The organism is Actinacidiphila rubida, assembly GCF_900110255.1.
Taxonomy (GTDB): domain Bacteria; phylum Actinomycetota; class Actinomycetes; order Streptomycetales; family Streptomycetaceae; genus Actinacidiphila; species Actinacidiphila rubida.
Genome location: NZ_FODD01000030.1, coordinates 67,983 through 84,430 on the forward strand (window position 1 = coordinate 67,983; position 16,448 = coordinate 84,430).

General features: G+C 71.7%; 13 protein-coding genes and 2 pseudogenes. 9 read left to right on the forward strand and 6 right to left on the reverse strand.

The annotated features are described in order from the left end of the window. Positions 1-32: 32 nt before the first annotated feature. Complete coding sequence (locus BMW99_RS27120) at positions 33-2,873, forward strand: FtsX-like permease family protein (protein ID WP_245791639.1); 2,841 nt, start codon at positions 33-35, stop codon at positions 2,871-2,873. Here the strand turns inward: BMW99_RS27120 and BMW99_RS27125 are convergent. The 5 genes and pseudogenes from BMW99_RS27125 to BMW99_RS27140 form a co-directional block, all read right to left on the reverse strand. Then, the gene (locus BMW99_RS27125) at positions 2,859-3,893 is read right to left on the reverse strand and encodes an ABC transporter ATP-binding protein (protein WP_407640324.1); all 1,035 of its coding nucleotides are present in this window, start codon (positions 3,891-3,893) and stop codon (positions 2,859-2,861) included. The two genes, BMW99_RS27120 and BMW99_RS27125, sit on opposite strands and share 15 nt — an antisense overlap. Before the next feature lie 101 nt (positions 3,894-3,994). Continuing rightward, a complete protein-coding gene (locus BMW99_RS27130; RefSeq protein WP_075017714.1) occupies positions 3,995-6,160 on the reverse strand; it encodes an AfsR/SARP family transcriptional regulator in 2,166 nt (721 codons plus the stop codon). A 137-nt stretch (positions 6,161-6,297) separates the two neighbouring features. Further along, positions 6,298-6,999 carry an NUDIX domain-containing protein gene (locus tag BMW99_RS43160; RefSeq protein ID WP_069465593.1) on the reverse strand — a complete coding sequence of 234 codons (702 nt, stop codon included), beginning with the start codon at positions 6,997-6,999 and terminating at the stop codon, positions 6,298-6,300. 37 nt (positions 7,000-7,036) lie between these two features. After that, a pseudogene (locus BMW99_RS42940) lies at positions 7,037-7,321 on the reverse strand (hypothetical protein); the annotation flags it as partial. Positions 7,322-7,417: 96 nt separating this feature from the next. Next, positions 7,418-8,320: an NUDIX domain-containing protein gene (locus tag BMW99_RS27140; protein WP_069465592.1), complete on the reverse strand. Its 903-nt coding sequence runs from the start codon at positions 8,318-8,320 to the stop codon at positions 7,418-7,420. A 483-nt stretch (positions 8,321-8,803) separates the two neighbouring features. Here BMW99_RS27140 and BMW99_RS43165 point away from each other — a divergent pair, with 483 nt between their 5' ends. Further along, positions 8,804-8,992 (forward strand): MmyB family transcriptional regulator, encoded by a 189-nt coding sequence (locus BMW99_RS43165; protein ID WP_407640325.1) that lies wholly within the window; start codon positions 8,804-8,806, stop codon positions 8,990-8,992. Next, complete coding sequence (locus BMW99_RS42720; RefSeq protein WP_456049153.1) at positions 8,902-9,243, forward strand: MmyB family transcriptional regulator; 342 nt, start codon at positions 8,902-8,904, stop codon at positions 9,241-9,243. Before BMW99_RS43165 ends, BMW99_RS42720 begins: the two co-directional genes overlap by 91 nt. A gap of 165 nt (positions 9,244-9,408) precedes the next feature. Here BMW99_RS42720 and BMW99_RS27155 read toward each other — a convergent pair whose 3' ends face one another. Beyond that, a complete protein-coding gene (locus tag BMW99_RS27155) occupies positions 9,409-10,293 on the reverse strand; it encodes a helix-turn-helix transcriptional regulator (protein WP_075017715.1) in 885 nt (294 codons plus the stop codon). Between the two features lie 245 nt (positions 10,294-10,538). On the opposite strand from BMW99_RS27155, the gene BMW99_RS27160 reads away from it, so the two are divergent. The 6 genes and pseudogenes from BMW99_RS27160 to BMW99_RS27185 all read left to right on the forward strand — a co-directional run bounded on the left by BMW99_RS27160 (position 10,539) and on the right by BMW99_RS27185 (position 15,596). Continuing rightward, the gene (locus BMW99_RS27160; protein WP_069462900.1) at positions 10,539-10,859 is read left to right on the forward strand and encodes a carboxymuconolactone decarboxylase family protein; all 321 of its coding nucleotides are present in this window, start codon (positions 10,539-10,541) and stop codon (positions 10,857-10,859) included. A 71-nt stretch (positions 10,860-10,930) separates the two neighbouring features. Further along, positions 10,931-11,365, forward strand: coding sequence for a cupin domain-containing protein (locus tag BMW99_RS27165; protein ID WP_069462901.1), 435 nt, complete (start codon positions 10,931-10,933; stop codon positions 11,363-11,365). Further along, on the forward strand, positions 11,362-12,219 hold the full coding sequence (locus tag BMW99_RS27170) for an aldo/keto reductase (protein ID WP_069462902.1): 858 nt from the start codon (positions 11,362-11,364) through the stop codon (positions 12,217-12,219). The genes BMW99_RS27165 and BMW99_RS27170 overlap by 4 nt, the downstream gene beginning before the upstream one ends. Before the next feature lie 478 nt (positions 12,220-12,697). Beyond that, positions 12,698-13,441 (forward strand): hypothetical protein, encoded by a 744-nt coding sequence (locus BMW99_RS27175; protein ID WP_141726068.1) that lies wholly within the window; start codon positions 12,698-12,700, stop codon positions 13,439-13,441. Positions 13,442-13,932: 491 nt separating this feature from the next. Then, a pseudogene (locus tag BMW99_RS27180) lies at positions 13,933-14,286 on the forward strand (transposase family protein); the annotation flags it as partial. 446 nt (positions 14,287-14,732) lie between these two features. Continuing rightward, a complete protein-coding gene (locus BMW99_RS27185) occupies positions 14,733-15,596 on the forward strand; it encodes a S1 family peptidase (RefSeq protein ID WP_069462904.1) in 864 nt (287 codons plus the stop codon). Positions 15,597-16,448: the final 852 nt, after the last annotated feature.

The following is a 16,448-nucleotide window of genomic DNA, read 5'->3' on the forward strand; positions in this document are numbered from 1 at the left end:
GGGCGACGGGGAACCCCGGGAAGCGGCGGACCGTGACACGAACACCGGCAACCGGCGCGGCGATGACGTTGCGCCTGATCCGCAGGGAGATCAGGGGCGATCTCCCGCTGCTGGCCTGCCTGGCCGTGCTGGTCGCCACCCTGACCGCACTGTGCGCCTGGGCCCCGGCCGCCGCGGGCCGCCAGGAGGACCGGGCGCTGAAGCAGCGCATCGCCGCCGCCCAGGCCCAGGCCCCGGTGGTCACCCTCAGCGCCACACCGGAAGTCCTCGCCTCTGATCCACCCCGCCTGGACATGGCCAGGCTGCTCGGCGACGGCCGCGCGCTCCACGACCGGCTCGGCGGCCCCGCGGCGCGCCACCTCACCTTCGCCCCCGGCGGCGGCTACGACTACAGCCCGGCGTCCGTCACCGCACCGCGGCCGCCGGACGGCACGGTCAGCAGCACCGAACTGACCCTCAGTCATCTGCCGGACGCGCAGGGCCGCCTGCGCTACGTCGGCGGCCACGCGCCGGCCGAGCACACCCCCGTGGGCACGCCGCCGCAGATCGCCCTGTCCCAGAGCACGGCACGAGCACTGGGCGTCGGCGCCGGCCGCCGGCTCGACGTCGGGTTCACCCCGACGCCCGGCGTCCAGCAGGCCCCTCCCCGGGCGGTGCTCCAGGTGAGCGGGGTGTTCGTCCCGACCCCCGGTGCCGACGGCTTCTGGAGCGGCCAGTCGACGCTGGTCCAGCCGTCGCGCCATCCAGCGGCCCGGGCCACCGGGACGGTGCTCGTCGCACGCGGCCTGGTCGGCACCGACGCCGCCGATCTGCTGGCCCGGGCCGGGGTGTCCGGCCCGCTGGTGACCTGGCAACTGCGTGCGGACCTGGGCCCGCGCGCCGTCGACCAGGCCCGCGCGCTGAGCGGCGCCCTGTCCCAGTACGGTCCGGACCTGAACGTGGCCCTGTGCCAGGGAGTCGACCAGATCACCGGTGACATCAGCTGCCACGTCGGCCGCCAGGCCACCGGCTCCCTCCGGGTGATCGACGCCCTCACCCCGCTGCTGGACGACTTCGCGGCACAGGACGACCAGGCCAGGGCGCTCGCCTGGTTCGCCGTCGACTCGCTGGCCGCCGTCGTGCTGGCCACCACCGCCGTCGCGGTGCGGCTGCTGCTGCGGCGCAGGGAGGACCACCTGCGGCTGCAGCGCGCGCGGGGCGCGTCGACGGCGCGGCTGGTGCTGCTGCGCAGCGCCGTGGCATGGCCGGTGGTGGCGGCCGCCGGGCTGCTCGGCTACGCCGCCGGCCGGTACGCCGCTCCCACCGGGAGCTCCGGGACCCCGCAGCCGCTCATCGCGCTCGCCGCGGCCTGCGCCGTGGCGCTGACGGTGTCGCTGATGACCTGGGTGGCGGTGCGCGAGCGGTCCCGGCCCCGGCGGCGTGGACGGCCGCGCCGGATCCGCGTCGGCGGCCGTCGCCTGGTCATGGAGTGCACGGTGCTGGTCGCCGGCGCCGCGGGCGTGGCCGCACTTCGGTCGCAGGGACCGGACCCGGTGCTGGGCGCGGTACCGGCGCTGCTGGCCGTCGTCGCGGTGCTGGTCCTGCTGCGCCTGCACCCGCCGGTCCTGGGACTCGTGCGGCGGTGGACCGGCCGCCGTCGCGGAACGGCCGGCTTCGTCGGAGTGGCCCGCGCCGCCCACGACGCCCCGGCGACGGGCATGGCGCTCTTCGTCATGGTCCTGACGCTCGGCACGGCCGTGTTCGGCGGACTGGTGCAGCGCACCGTCGACCTGGGCCTTTCCGGCGGCGCCGCCTGGAGCGTCGGCGCCGACGCCGGCGCGACCACCGAGGGGAACACGGTACCCGCACCGGGCGTGCTGACGGGCACGGCCGGGATACGCATGGCCGTCCAGAACCTGCACAACCTCACCCTGGTGGGACAGGCCGACGGCGCGGTGATCTCCCCGGTCGCCGTGGTGACCGTGGACCCCCGGCAACTGGCCGCCGTCGCACCGGAGTCGCCGCTCGCCGGCGTCCTGCGGTCCGCGCTGGCCGGCGCGCCGCCGTCGCGGCCGTCCGGCGGCGCTCCGCTGCCGGCCGTCGTGTCGGCCGGCCTGCGGGCGCAGGAGCGCACCGGCGGGTTCACCGCCACCGTCCAGGCCGACGGGCAGCCCCGCGCGCACCTCACCCTGGAGCCGCGCGGCACCCTCACCGCGGCGGAACTGCGCGACCCGCTCCTCGGGCCGCTCTCGGCACGGATCCCCGCCGGGACACCGCTGCTGATCACCACCGCCTCCGCCGAGTACCTGATGGCGCAGCAGTCCTCCGGAAGCACCGTCCTGCTCCTCCACGACGAGGGTTCCGCCGCCGGCGAGGCCGCGCTCCGGTCGGCGGCGGCCAGGGTCCTCGGGCCGCAGGCGCGGTTCCGTGACCGCTCGGCGACGCTGAACACGCTGCGCCACGACGGCCTGACCCGGGGACTCGTGACGGTCTACGCCACCAGTTCGGCGCTGGCCGCCCTGGCCGGTCTGCTCGCCGTCGCCCTGGAACTGATCCTCACCGCGCACGAGCGGCGCCGCACCACCTCGTTCCTGCGGGCGCTCGGGCTGGGCGGAAGGGAAGCGCGAGCGATGCACGTCCTGCAACTGCTCCCGCTGGCCGTCGCCTCCGCGGTGGGTGGCACCGCGCTCGGACTGCTGGAACCACGGCTGATGGAACAGGCCCTGGACCTGCGGCAGTTCACCGGCGGTCCCGCCCAACCCGCCCTGCGGGCCGACGGTTCACTGACCGTGGCACTGGTCGCCTCCGTGGTCGCGCTGGTCCTGACCGCGGCGGTCACGGAGACGGCCCTCGCACGCCGGCGCCGCCCGGCGGAGGACCTACGCCCCGGGTGATGCCCCGGGTGATGCCTCGCGCGGCGCCTCCGGTGACGTGCCGGCCTCCGCGTCGGGGCCGGCCTGCGGCGCCGACGCGTCCGGCCACACGCCCACGTGGTCGGCCTCCAGCGCCAGCCGCACCCGCTTGCGCATGTGCAGGTGCTCGGTGAACTCCCTCGGCAACTGGAGCCGTCCGTTGCGGTCCAGTACCGCGTACTCCTCGGCGGCGCGGGCCTCGACGCCGTCCTCGTCCGTCGCGATCCGGCGCAGCACCTCCGTCGTCGTCCGGCCGTTGCGGATCCGTACCGTGCGCTGGACCTGCTCGGACACCAGCGCGTCGTGGGTGACGACGATCACGGTGACGCCCAGGTCCTCGTTCGCCTGGCGCAGCACGGCGAAGATCTCGTCACTCGTGGCGGTGTCGAGTTCGCCGGTGGGCTCGTCCGCGAACACCACCTGGGGCTCGTTGGCGACGGCCACGGCGATGGCGACCCGCTGCTGCTCGCCGCCGGACAGCTCGTCGGGGTGCCGGTTCCGGCAGTGGCCGACACCGAACAGGTCGAGCAACTCCTCCGCGCGGGCCCGGCGTTGGGACCGGCGGACCCCGGTGTACGTCATGGGGAGCATGACGTTCTCCGCCGCCGAGAGGTAGGGCAGCAGGTTGCGGGCGGTCTGCTGCCAGACGAAGCCCACGGTGCTGCGGCGGTAGTCGAGGCGGTCGCGGCGCTTCATCGCCAGCAGGTCGTGCCCGGCCACCTCCGCGGAACCGGCCGTGGGCACGTCCTGGCCGGAGAGTATGCCCAGCAGGGTGGACTTGCCGGAGCCGGACGCGCCGACCAGCGCGATCATCTCGCCCTGCGACACGGCCAGGTCGAGCCCCTGCAGGGCCTGCACCTCGACGCCTTCGGCCTGGTAGATGCGCACCAGGTTCTCGCAGACGACGATGCCCTCGTCGCGGTCCGGGAGACGGGACGCGACGGCCCGCCGCTGCAACTGGTCCAGATCCGGCGGCTCGGCGATCTGCCCGTGAGCGGTCACGTGGTCCCCCTGGAGGGTCGGGTCTGCGAACGTCGCGAGGACGTCCACCAGGGTAATGCGGAAAGAGGTGCGCAGGGGCCGAACGGGCTCCCCGCCGCAGGTCACCCGGCGACGGCCCGGTTCCCCACCGCGCGCTCGGAGTCGAGCCGGAGCCGCCGCACGGCCGCCGAAGTCCGCCCCGGGGCCGCGGTGTCGAGCGGGGCGGGGGTCGCGGTGTCGAGGGGGGCGGGGGTCGCGGTGTCGAGCGGGGCGGGGGAGACCGGCATCCCGTCGGTCGCGAAGAGCTGCCGGATCCACGCGCACAGGTTCTCGACCTCCTCGGGTGCCGGCCGCAGCCACGCGGGGCCGTCGTGACCGGAGTTCCCCGGGGAGCGTCCCGCGCCGCGAACCGCCTGCCGTCCACGGGGGTCGAGCTGGTCGACGCGCGCCAGGGCGGCGCCGGCTCCGCGGCGGACGGCGGCCAGCCGCTCCTGCGCCGTCTCGGATGCGGCGGACCGTTCCTCGCCGAACAGCCTCACCAGGTCGTGGAAGCCGTAGGAACCCTGCCGGGGCGAGGTCAGCAGGTGCGCGTCGACCAGTTCTTCGAGGATCCGCTCGGCGCCGCGCCGCGGCAGGTCGAGCATCGCGGCGGCGACGGGCAGCGGGAGCGTCGGCGCGTCCGCGAGCGCCAGCAGCCGGAAGGCCCGGGCGTGCGGCCCGGGCAGCGCCGTGTAGCCGGGCACGAGACCGGCCCGGACGTCCAGGTCCTCGGTCCGCAGCTCGTCCATCCGGTGCCGGCGGTCGGCGAGCCGGTCGGCCAACTCCCTTGCGCTCCAGGCGGGTCGGGCCGCGAGCCTGGCTCCGGCGATGCGCAGCGCCAGCGGCAGGCGGCCGCAGCGGGCCGTGATGGCCGCGACGGCGTCCGGCTCGTCGTGCCCGCGGCCGGAGACCTTCCCGAACAGCTCGGCGGCGTCGGCCTGCGGGAGCGGGCCGACGTCGAACAGGCGGGCCCCGGCCAGGCCCGTGAGCCGTCGCCGGCCGGTGACCAGGGCGGCGCTGCCGGGGCCGGGAAGCAGCGGGCGCACCTGCGAGCTGCCGGCGGCGCCGTCCAGCACCACCAGCAGCCGTCTCCGCGCCGTGAGGCCGCGGTAGAGGGCCGCGCGGGGCTCCTGCCCGGCGGGGATCGTGTCCTCCGCCGCGCCCAGCGCGCGGGCGAAGGCGGCCAGGACGTCGGCGGGGTCCGCCGGCCCGCACTGCTGACCTCGCAGGTCCGCGAAGAGCACGCCGTCGGTGAAGGTCCCGCGCAGCCGCCAGGCCGTCCGCAGCGCGAGTTCGGTCGTGCCGACCCCGGCCGGCCCCGACACCGCGGCGACCCGCGGGCCGTCGCCGCCGTCCGCGGTCAGCGCGGCGATCACGGCCGCGACCTCCTCCCGGCGGCCGGTGAAGTCGGGCACCCCGGGCGGGAGCTGGACCGGCGGGCACGCGGGTTCGGCGCTCGCGGGGGAGGGCGGGGGCCGGAGCCGGCCCGGCTGCTCGCACACCAGGACCGGGTCCTGCCGGAGCACGCTCGCGTGGAGCCGCTGGAGCGCGGGACCGGGCTCGACGCCCAGCTCGTCGAGGAGCGTGGCGCGCGCCGTGCGGAACACGTCCAGCGCCTCGGCCTGCCGCCCCGACCGGTAGAGCGCGCGCATCAGCTGGCCGTACAGGTCCTCCCGGAAGGGGTGCGCGGCGAGCAGGTGCCGCAGCTCGGGGAGCAGGGACTCGGCGGCCCCGCACTCCAGGTCGTACTCGACGCACTGCTGCCGGACCGCCAGCCGCAGTTCGTCGAGCTGCTCGGTGTCGGGGCTGTGCGTCGCGCCGGCGGGCACGTCGCTGAGGGCGTTCCCGCGCCAGAGCCCGAGGGCCTGGCGCAGCAGGTCGGCCGCCCGGTCGTGGTCGCCGTCCTGCGCCGCGTTCGCCGCGGTGGCCCGCAGCGCGTGGAACCGGCCCAGATCCAGCTCCCGGTCGTCCCGGATCTCCACGAGGTACCCCGGAGCGCGGGTCAGCACCCGGGCACCGGCCTCGTCGCCGAGGGAGCGCCGCAGCCGGGCGACGTGGTTGTACAGCGTCGCGGTCGCGCTCGCCGGGTGGTGCTTCCCCCACACGCGGTCCAGCAGGTCCGCGACGGGCACGACCTGGTTCGGCCGTAACAGCAGCGACGCGAGGATGACCCGCTGCTTGGGCGCGGCGAGCGTCCGCGTCCCCTGGCCGTCCTCGACCAGCAGCGGCCCCAGGATACGAAAGATCAACGACGTCCCCCGTCAGTCAGGCGCCGGATCCGGAACCGGGACGAGCCGGCTCCCGGCGCCGCGTGTTCCCGCCCGGCGGGCGCGGGAACGGTCCGGAACTCCACGCCGACGCTAGGAGCACGGGTCCGCCGCGCGTCCTAGATCCGTCCTAGGGCGAGCCGCGGGCGGGGGCACACGGGGGACCAGCCGCACCCCGACACCGTCTTAGTCCTGCAGCGCTCCCCAGGTTGGGAAGAACAGTAGTTCGGGGTGGTGCGTCCGGCGTTCTTCCTCGAGGTCGCGGGCCGCTGGGGGTGAAGGGGGCAGGGGCCGGCGACGGCGAGGCCGGGCCCATCGCTGAGCCGGGCATGTTCGAGGGCGTGAAGGCGTGCGAAGCGGTCGGGGCTCATCAGGTTCTGCCAGGTGTCGAGGCCGTGCAGGGCCCACAGTTCGTGCTCGGTGGGGTCGAGGCGGATGCGGTCGAGTGGGTGGCGGGTGAGCCGGCCGCCGTCAAAGAAGAAGCCGATCTTGCCCAGCGGCCAGGCGGCGTCGGGGTGCAGGTAGGGGACGATGAGCAGGCGTGGATCACCGTGCCCGAGGTCGAGTCCGGTCTCCTCGGCGGTTTCGCGCCGTGCGGTGGTCAGGGGGTCTTCTCCGGCTTCGGCCATACCGCCGGGCACCTGCCAGTGCCGTGGGCCGTAGGACGGGCGGAGGAGCAGGGGGTGGTCGTGTTCGTCGCGCAGGTACAGGCAGGCGAACACCGTGTGGTGCGGGACGCTCTGCAGGACTTGCTGCGGGGTGAGGGGCAGGGGCCGGCCCGGGGCGAGCCGGCCGGTGGTCGAACTCGATGGCGAGGACACCGAGGGCTTCCTCGGCCCGCGAATACGCGTCCCGTAGGGCGGTGAGCAGTTCCTCTCGTTTGGCCTGCGGGTCGACGCGCACCAGGTCCTGGTCGTCGAGCAGAGCCTGGAACGAGGCATAGCGGGTGGTCCGCTGCACGACGACATCGAGTTCCCGGTCGGTGTCCGGGTCCTGGAAGACGACCGCGTCACCGGTGGCGATGGCACGCTCGCGCGGGCCGGCCACCCTCACGTCGATCGTCTTACGGCCAGCCTCCACCTGCCGGTAGTACCTCGGCAGCATGCGCAGGTGGTGCTCGCAGCGTGCACCGCCTGTTCTCATGGCGGTGGTCGGAGCAAACGCCGGCTCGGTGTCATCAGGCACTGGGGCCTCCGTCTTGCGATCGCACGGTCGGGTGTGACGTGGCGTGGGTGGGCGTCAGAGGCCGGTTACGAGATAGGTGGGGCCCTGACCCTGGCGGGCGCGTTCCACGGCATCGAGGCGGGAGAAGACGTGTGGCGCCATCAGCTCCTGCCAGGTCCGGAGATCGTGGATGGCCCACATGTCGTGTTCCGCGGGGTCGAGGCGGATTCGGCTGAGCTGCTCGGCGGTCAGTTGGCCTCCGTCGAAGATGAGGCCCAACTTGTTCAGCGGCAGCCGGGGTCCGGCGTGCATGAAGTGCGTCAGGAGCAGCTTCGGATCCTCTACTCCGAGTTCGAGGCCGGTCTCCTCGATCGCCTCGCGCTGCGCGGTCTTCAGCGGGTCCTCGCCCTGGGCGTCGAGGTTGCCGCCTGGGAACTGCCAGCCTCGCGAGCCGTAGACCGAGCGGAGCTGGATCGGCCGGTCGTGCTCGTCGCGAATGTAGAGGCAGCCGTACACCGTGTGGTGGGGGATGGTCTGCGCGTACTCCTCGCCCGTCATCGGCATGGGGTGGCCGGGCCGGGCGGGGCGGTGGTCGAAGGCGAGGGCGAGTACGCCGAGGGCTTCCTTGGCCGGCGGGTAGATTCCGCGGAGGTTGGCGAGCTGCTCTCCGGGCGTTCCGTCCGGGTCGATGCGCGCGGTGTCCTCCGAGCGGAGCAGGTCTTCGAAGGAGGGGTAGGGGCTGATCCGCTGCACGATGACGTCGAGTTCTCGCCCGGTGTCCTGGTCATGGAAGACGACTGTGTCGCCGACGCCGATGTCGCGCTTGTGCGGGGTGGCTGCCCGCACCTCGATCGTCTTGCGACCGGCTTCCACTTGGCGGTAGTACCGCCCGAGCAGGTGCATGTGGTGCTCGGGCGTTGCGTCTCCGGCCAATGGGCTCGGGACAGCTGGGATCGTGTGCTGGGTGTCGTCAGGCATGCGTGCCTCCCATCGGTGCTTTCCGTCTGTTGCGGTCGTGGGGCCGGGATCTGTCATGGAGCGGTGGCCGCGCTCGTGCGTCTTCGGATTGGAGCGGGTGGCGGAGAAGTGGACCGGTTCGCCGGCGCGCTGGGGCAGTTCGATCGGTCTGTAGCGCGCGTGCGGTTCCTGGCGCATCAGCGCGTCGTAGCGGTCGGCTGCCGAGACGTGCCAGAACTCGCGAATGTAGCTCCGGCCCGGCGCTTGTTCCAGGGCTTCGCCGGTTCGTCACCGGACCACGTGTGATCGGGGGGCCGGTCAGTCGGTGAGGGCTTGGTGGAGGGTCTCGCGGCAGTCGATGACGGGGTCGACGCCGAGGATCGTGATGGTGCGCAATACGGTTCCGGTGGGGGCGGCCGGCGCAGCCAGCCCCTCGCCTCCGCGGAGGGCATGGAGGGCGGCGATGTTGGCCGTGGGCTGCCGGACGGCGTAGCTGGCCCGGGGATGGTCCGGATCTTGGGCGCGAGCGTGCAGTTTTGGGAGCCGGTGCCGGAGGGCGTGCCGCGGATCTTGGACGCGATCGGCGCGGTGCCCGCGTTCGCCTGGAGCAGGCGCCTGGACCTGGTAGCGGCGAATCATCCCGGTTACGCCCTGTACGCCCCGCTGTCGAGAGGCCGTCGACTCGGCCGGTGAACATCGCACGGTTCAAGTTCCTTGGCCCGGCGGCGCGGTCGTTCTTCTACGACTGGGAGCAATCGATCCGCAACACCGCGGCACTGCTGCGGACGGGTGCCGGGATGATGCCCGAGGATCGGGCGATGCACGACCTGATCGCGGAGTTGTCGGCGGCCAGCGAGCCTTTTGCCCCCTGCTGGCGTGACCACGAGGTACGGCTGCACTGGAGCGGGGTGAAGGAGTACGAGCATCCCGCAGCGGCCGTTTGAGTGTGCCGTTCGAGACGCGACGCTGCCGGGTCGGCCGGACCTGACGCTGTCGGTCCTGACTCCGGATCCGGGCAGTGAATCGGCGCGACGGGTGCAGTTGCTCTCCGACTGGGCCGACACCCGTCGGCCCGTGACCGTCGGCTCGGCGTGGAGCGGGCAGGGCGGTCAGGATCCGGTGTCGACTCGTTCCTGGTCGGTGGCGGCCCAGGAGGCGAGCAGCATGAGGGTGTCGTGGTCGGGGGTGCCGGGTTCGGCGCTGTAGGCGGTGAGGGTCAGTCCGGGGTGGCCCGGCAGTTGCATGGCGTCGAAGTCGAGGGTGATCTCTCCGACGGCCGGGTGGCGGAAGGGCTTGCGTCCGGTGTGGTGCAGGCGCACGTTGTGCTTGGCCCATGCTGCGCGGAACTCGTCGCTGCGGGTGACGAGTTCGCCGATCAGGCCGGTGAGTTCGCTGTCTCCCGGCGCGCGTCCGGCTTCGGTGCGCAGCAGGGAGACGGTGGTGTTGACCGAAGCGTTCCAGTCGGGGAAGAAGTTGCGGCTGGTGGGGTCGAGGAATTGGAAGCGGGCGATGTTCACCGGGGCGGGGGCGGGGGCCGTCGCGGTGAACAGGGGGGCGTACAGGGCGCGGCCGAGGTCGTTGATGGCGAGGATGTCGAGTCGGCCGTTGCGGACGAACGCCGGTGACCCGGTCATGGAGTCCAGGACGTGCATGAGGCTGGCGGGGACGGCGGCCTTGGCCCGGCGGGTGGCGCGGCGGGCCGGGCGCTGACGCTGAGCGGCGGCGAGGTCGTGCAGGTGGGAGCGTTCGGCGTCGTCGAGCTGGAGGGCGCGGCAGAGGGCGTCGAGGACTTCTTCGGATGCACCGGCGAGCCGGCCGCGCTCCAGGCGGGCGTAGTAGTCGATGCTGACCCCGGCCAGGAGGGCGACTTCCTCACGGCGCAGCCCGGGCACTCTGCGGTTTCCACCGCCGAAGGCGGGCAGGCCGGCCAGCCGCGGAGTGATCTTCGCGCGGCGGGTGGCCAGGAACTCGCGGATCTCGTGGGCGGTGTCCATGCCGTCCAGGCTAGGCGGGGCGGAGCAGCGGTGGGGGGTCCTGTCAGTACCTGGAACAGCAGTGCCTTTCCCGGGGCTGTGAGCTGCGGTTTTCTCGATATTGGCCGTGCATGCGGCCCGCGGACCACCGAAGGGCGGTGGTGCTGAAGATGCCGTCGGGCCGGCGGTGACCGACCGTGAAGTGCAGACCACGTCGATGACCATCAACGGCTATTCGTGCCCGTATCGTCGCAGGGAGTCATTCAATGGCGAAGCAGTCCGCGCCCCAGGAGCTGGCCGGCATCGCGCCGAAGCTGGTCGAGGTCACCAATGAGGTGCTGTTCGCAGACGTGTGGGAGCGGCCCGAGCTGTCGCCCCGTGACCGGAGCCTGATCACGGTCAGCGTGCTGGCGGCGCTGTACCGCACCGAGCAACTGCCCTACCACCTGGGCAGGGCCCTGGAGAACGGGCTGAGTGTCGAGGAACTGTCGGAGGCCATCACGCACCTGGCCTTCTACGCCGGCTGGCCCAACGCCATGACCGCGATCACCCAGCTGAAGAAGATCGCCGACGAGCGCTCCGCCTGACCACCGGCGCGTGCAGCGCAACGACACCCAGCACAGCCGGTGGGCGTGCTGAACCAGAGGGAAAGAACGACATGACTGCCAACGGATTTGATCAGATCTTCCCCCTCGGGGAAAAGAACGACGCCTACGCGCAGTACTTCACCGGCCAGAGCTACCTGGCCCCGCTCGCCCCGGGGAGTGTTCCCGTCAGCAACGTCTCCTTCGAGCCGGGCTGCCGCAACAACTGGCACATCCACCACGGCACCGCCGGCGGCGGGGACCAGATTCTGCTGTGCACGGCGGGCAGCGGCTGGTTCCAGGCCGAGGGCGAGGATCCCGTGAGCATGGAGCCGGGAACGGTGGTCCGTGTCCCGGCCGGCACCAAGCACTGGCACGGCGCGAAGGCCGACTCGTGGTTCTCTCACGTCGCCTTCATCACCCCCGGCGAGGGCGTCAGCAACGAATGGCTCGAGCCCGTCACCGACGAGGTGTACGGCGAGCTGGCGAAGAACGGAGCGAACGCATGACCATCCTGGACGAGACCTACACGTTGTCCAACGGCGTCGAGATCCCCAAGCTGGGGCTCGGCACCTGGTTCATCGACGACGACAAGGCAGCCGCCGCGGTCCGCGCAGCCGCGGAGATCGGCTACCGCAACATCGACACCGCTCAGGCGTACGGCAACGAACGCGGCGTCGGCGAGGGTGTGCGCACATCGGGAGTTCCCCGCGACGAGCTGTTCGTCTCGACCAAACTCGCCGCGGAGATCAAGGACTACGACCAGGCGGTCGACGCGATCGACGGCTCTCTCGCGAAGCTGGGCCTGGACCGTATCGACCTGATGCTGATCCACAGCCCGCAGCCGTGGGACGACTTCGGCGGCGGCGACTACGCCGAGGGCAACCGCGAAGCCTGGCGTGCCCTCGAAGAAGCCCACCAGGCCGGCAAGATCCGATCCATCGGCGTCTCCAACTTCCAGCAGCAGGACCTGGACAACATCCTTCAGGGCGCGACCGTCGTCCCGCACGTCAACCAGCTGCTCGTGCACGCCGGCAACACCCCCTCGGAGCTCCTGGCCTACTGCGCGAGCAAGCAGATCCTCGTCGAGGCGTACTCGCCCATCGCCCACGGCGCGATCCTGAAGAACGCCGAAGTCCAGGCGATGGCAGAGAAGTACGGCGTGTCAGTCCCCCAGCTGTGCATCCGCTACACCCTGCAGCTGGACGCCGTATCGCTGCCCAAGACGGCGAACCCCGAACACATGCGGTCCAACGCCGAGGTCGACTTCGAGATCTCCGGCGATGACATGGACGTCCTGCGGGACCTGCGCGACGTGGACTACGGCGAGCACAGCGTTTTCCCCGTCTACAGCGGCAAGTGAGGGCAGACGAGCGCCACCGCGTGCCGGCACGGGTCGGCCATGACGCGTCGAGCCGGACGCATCCGCGCCGACGGTATTGACGCCGCGGTGGTGTTCGCTGACGCGTCGGCCCGGATCGTGCCCGCGCGGACTGGCGGGCGGTGCCCGACGTCCTGCGGCCCGCGAGCAGTCCGGCCTGCTGCGCAGTGATCTCTTGCGGAGGAGACAAGCCGGTGAGGCTCTGACCAGGGCCAGGCCGTGGCCCCGGACGGCCCGTTCCCATGGACAGCCGCCGTGACCTGACGCCCACACGGAGCACCCGCCGGGATCCCCACGCCAACGCGTCCCGGAAGCGGATCCCGCACGCCACCTCCGTGCCGGGCCGGGATCACCCCTGAGCCGTACGGGCGCCGTGCCAAGGGGCCGGTTGCCGCAAGGGACTTCCGCACACAGCCGCGGCACGCTAGACCTCCTGTCGAGGGACTGCCGGGGAGGGACGTTGAGTGATGTGGTTCGCCTGCTGGTCGTGGTTGTCGTGGCAGCGGCTGCGTACGTCGGATGGCGTCGCTTCCGGTATCCGGGCGGCTGGGCCTACGCTTTCAGCCCCGAACACTCCGAGGCGCGTGACGATCTCGACGCCGCTCGCCGGCATGCGCGCACGTTGGAGCGGGAGTTGAAGAAGGAACGCGACGCCGCCCAGTCGCAACTGGATCGCGAGCGACGACTCCACAAGGACCGGGTGCGTGCCATCGACCGGAGGATCTCCGCACTGCGCCGGCCCGGGCGCGGGGGCACGATCGCCACGCTCGGCGAGGTGACGATCCACGAACACAGCGTCCTGGCCGGCACCGTGGAGATTCCGCTGGCAGGCCTGACCGTCCGCCTCGACCATGCACAACACCAGCACTTCCTGTACCTGACGAAGCCGAACGGTCGGAGCCACGTCAAGAAGTACCTGCGCACCGAGTACGACGAGGAGAGCGTCCGCCAGTTCGTCGTGCGGCTGGAGAACGCGGTGGCCGACGAGAACGCCTTCCGCATCCGCACGGCCGCGGATCTCCAGCAGGCGGAGGAAGAGCTCGCGCAGGTACGCGATGACACCAGCGCCCAGGACGAGGCGCACGCTCGCATCGCCGAAGTCGAGGAACGCCAGAGCCGTGACACCCGGCTCGATGCGGCGCGCAAGGAAGTGCAGGCCTCCTGCGAACGATGGGAGCACCTGACCGGCAAGCGCCCACGCTGATCCCACGCGCGCGCGGGCGGCTCCTCTCGTGGCGTCCGATGTCCCCTGAGGCCCACCGGCCACACTTTCGCCGCCTTGACGGACGAGCGGCGGACAGCCTGGAAAAGTGTGCGTGACATTCCGGGCCTTGTGAACTCAGCACTGATGATGCCGGCAGCCGGGAGCGCCTCCGCCAGCGCCTTTCCACCGTCGCATCGCACGGTGACCGACGACCGACTCGGGGTCACGCATGCCGCGTCTGCGGGGTGGTCTTCGTGGACGTGTCTTACGGAGCGACACCGGACCGGGCGCCCGGCGTCCACGCCCTGGCCCGGGTCGAGCTGGCCGAACCGCCCGCCGGGAGCGTGCCGTGAGCAGGTCCGTCGGCGAGAATTCGGGTGGCCCATGACGTTCATCGCTCGGGGAAGCCGGTTGTTCAACCGACGTGGCGGGTGACGACGGAGGATCACGCTGTTGCGGAGGCGGTCGCGGACACGTACGGCGGCGAAAGTACGGCCGTCCTCGTGTGGATCTCACCCGCGCTGCCGGGCCGCACCCACGACCTGACCGCAGCCCGCACCCACCGCATCATCCGGATCTGCGAACGCCAGGGCGTCCCGATCCTCGCCGACCGCGCCTACCAAGGTGCCGGCCCCTGGGTTGCGACCGGACTCAAACGGCCACCGGGTGGTGAACTCACCCTCACCCAGCGCACCGTCAACCGGGCCCTGGCCGCGGCGAGAGCACCAGTCGAACGCGGCATGGCACGGCTGAAGTCCTGGCAGACCTTCCGCAGATGCCGGATCAGCCCCAACCGCATGACCGTCATCACCAAAGCTGTCCTCACCCTGGAGAGGCAACGCTGAAAACGCTCAGTGATCGACAACGGATTTGTCAGACATCGCCGCCGCCACCGAGGTGACCGGCCGCCCGATGACGAGAATCACCGCGCCGTACCAACGGTACGCACCTCGCGCACCACCCCGCTGACGACCCACCAGCCCGGCACACTCCCCCGAGCGGCGAAGACACCAAACCCCGCGAGGGCCGGCGGCCCGGGTGAAGTCGGGAGTGGAGGTGGGACGGTACCCGGTATGACGGTCCGCCAAAGCAGGAAAGTGGCGCAGGGTTCGGCAACCACGGGCGGCCGCGAACACGGAATTCATGCTTCCTGTGCCGTGAGTTCAATCCAGCGTGATCTCCTTCGGGCGGCCGAAATCTCGGCTGCCCGGACAATGGGGAGGATACGCGCACAATGGGGATGCGGACAAGAATCAGGGTCGCCGCCAGATCACTGACGGGGACCGCACTGGTGCTGGGCGCGCTGCTGATCGGCCCGGGGGGACAGGCCCAGGCGGCAACCCGGTACGATTCCGCCCATCTGGTGTCGATTCAGCAAACGCTGAACTCGACCCTGAACACTCCCGGCACCAACTGGGGGATCGACGCGCAGGCAGGCCGGATTGAGGTGCACGCCGACCAGACCGTCAGCGAAGCCGACTATCAGGCACTGAGCCGGGCCATCGCCCGGTACGGCAACGCGGTCCATCTCCAGCGGGACCCGGGCAAGCTCCAGACGGCGGCCACCGTCATCAACGGCGGCGACTTCATCACATCGGGCGGATGGGGCTGCACCTACGGATTCAGCGTGGAGAAGAAGACCGACCCCAGCGTCAAGGGATTCCTCACCGCAGGACACTGCACCGTCGATGCCACGAATGACGGGGCCTCGGCGTGGTACAACTCCTCAGGCAATTACCTGGGCGACACCACGGGCGGCTTCTTCCCCGGAAACGACTTCGGCCTGGTGAACAGCAGAGGATCGGTCAGCTACGTCGGAAACGTCAACGACGGAATTACTGGTGGCGTTCAGGACATCACCTACTCCCGCGACGCCAAAATCGGCGAGTACGTGTGTTCGTTCGGGGCCTACAGTCATTATGGATGCGGCACAGTGGTGCAGAACGCCTGGACCGCGGACTATCCCGCTGGAAAGGTGTTCGGCCTCGACGAAGTCGACGGTATCTGTCGTACCGAAGGCGACAGCGGCGGCCCACTGTACGACGACACTGCCGCGCTCGGGCTGCTGTCCGGCACCGCGTCCACCGACAACTGCTTCTCCTTCTACCAGCCTGTGAACGAAGCCCTCAGCTGGTACGGCATGGAGGTCTACTGACAGGGCGTCTTGTCCTGCGGGGGGTGCGGGTCCGGGCTTGAGGCGTCGTGCCGGTCGGCGCTGGCCTCACGGTGGGCTGTCGGCTCACGAGGTCGATCACGCGCTTCTGAGGGGTGGGGGCGGGGTTTTGCCGCGCGCGAGAGGCGGCAGCCCCGGCCGCGCCCCCGACAACCGGACCAGCGGGAATCCCAGGTGCCGGTCGCGGATCCAGGTCGCGACCGCGCAACCCCGAGACCCCGAGACCGTGAGGAGCGAACGGGCGGTGAAGGTGACCGGGAGAGACGTGATGGGCGGCGGGCGATGGCGGCCGGGGTCAGCGAGGTCTCGTGGCAGTGTCGCCGGACGAAGGAATCGATGCGCAGCCAAGGGTGCCGCGACCGATGAGCGGCGCCTGCACCCACCGGCACGCAGCGCACAGCGTGTCGGACGACAGGTGGCACGATCGGAGTATGGCCCGAGTACAGGGATGGCCGGACGATCCTCACGGCTCTCATCTACCGGAAGATCCGAAACCCGCGGTGGACATCGGCCTGAACTGCCGCGCGGTGGTTCTTGTCGTGGGAACAGTCGGCATCCTGGTCCTCGTGTGCTGGGTCCTGCCGCACACGCTCCGGTTGACCTTCTAGCGCCCCTGTCCCAGCCTCTCCTGGCCGGCCTGCCGGTCGTCCGCTTTGTGGACCCACGCCTCCTGGCGGCCAACGGCGTACGTCCTGCGGGCGAGCGCTTGCAGTACCGCACACGGGTCGGGTGCGGATGTACGGTCCGCGGGCCTGCTGCTGACGTTCCGCCATAGTCCCGACTGGTGGCTCTCTGAGGCGCTGCCGCAGTCGGGGAGATCCGCGAGGGCCTGGG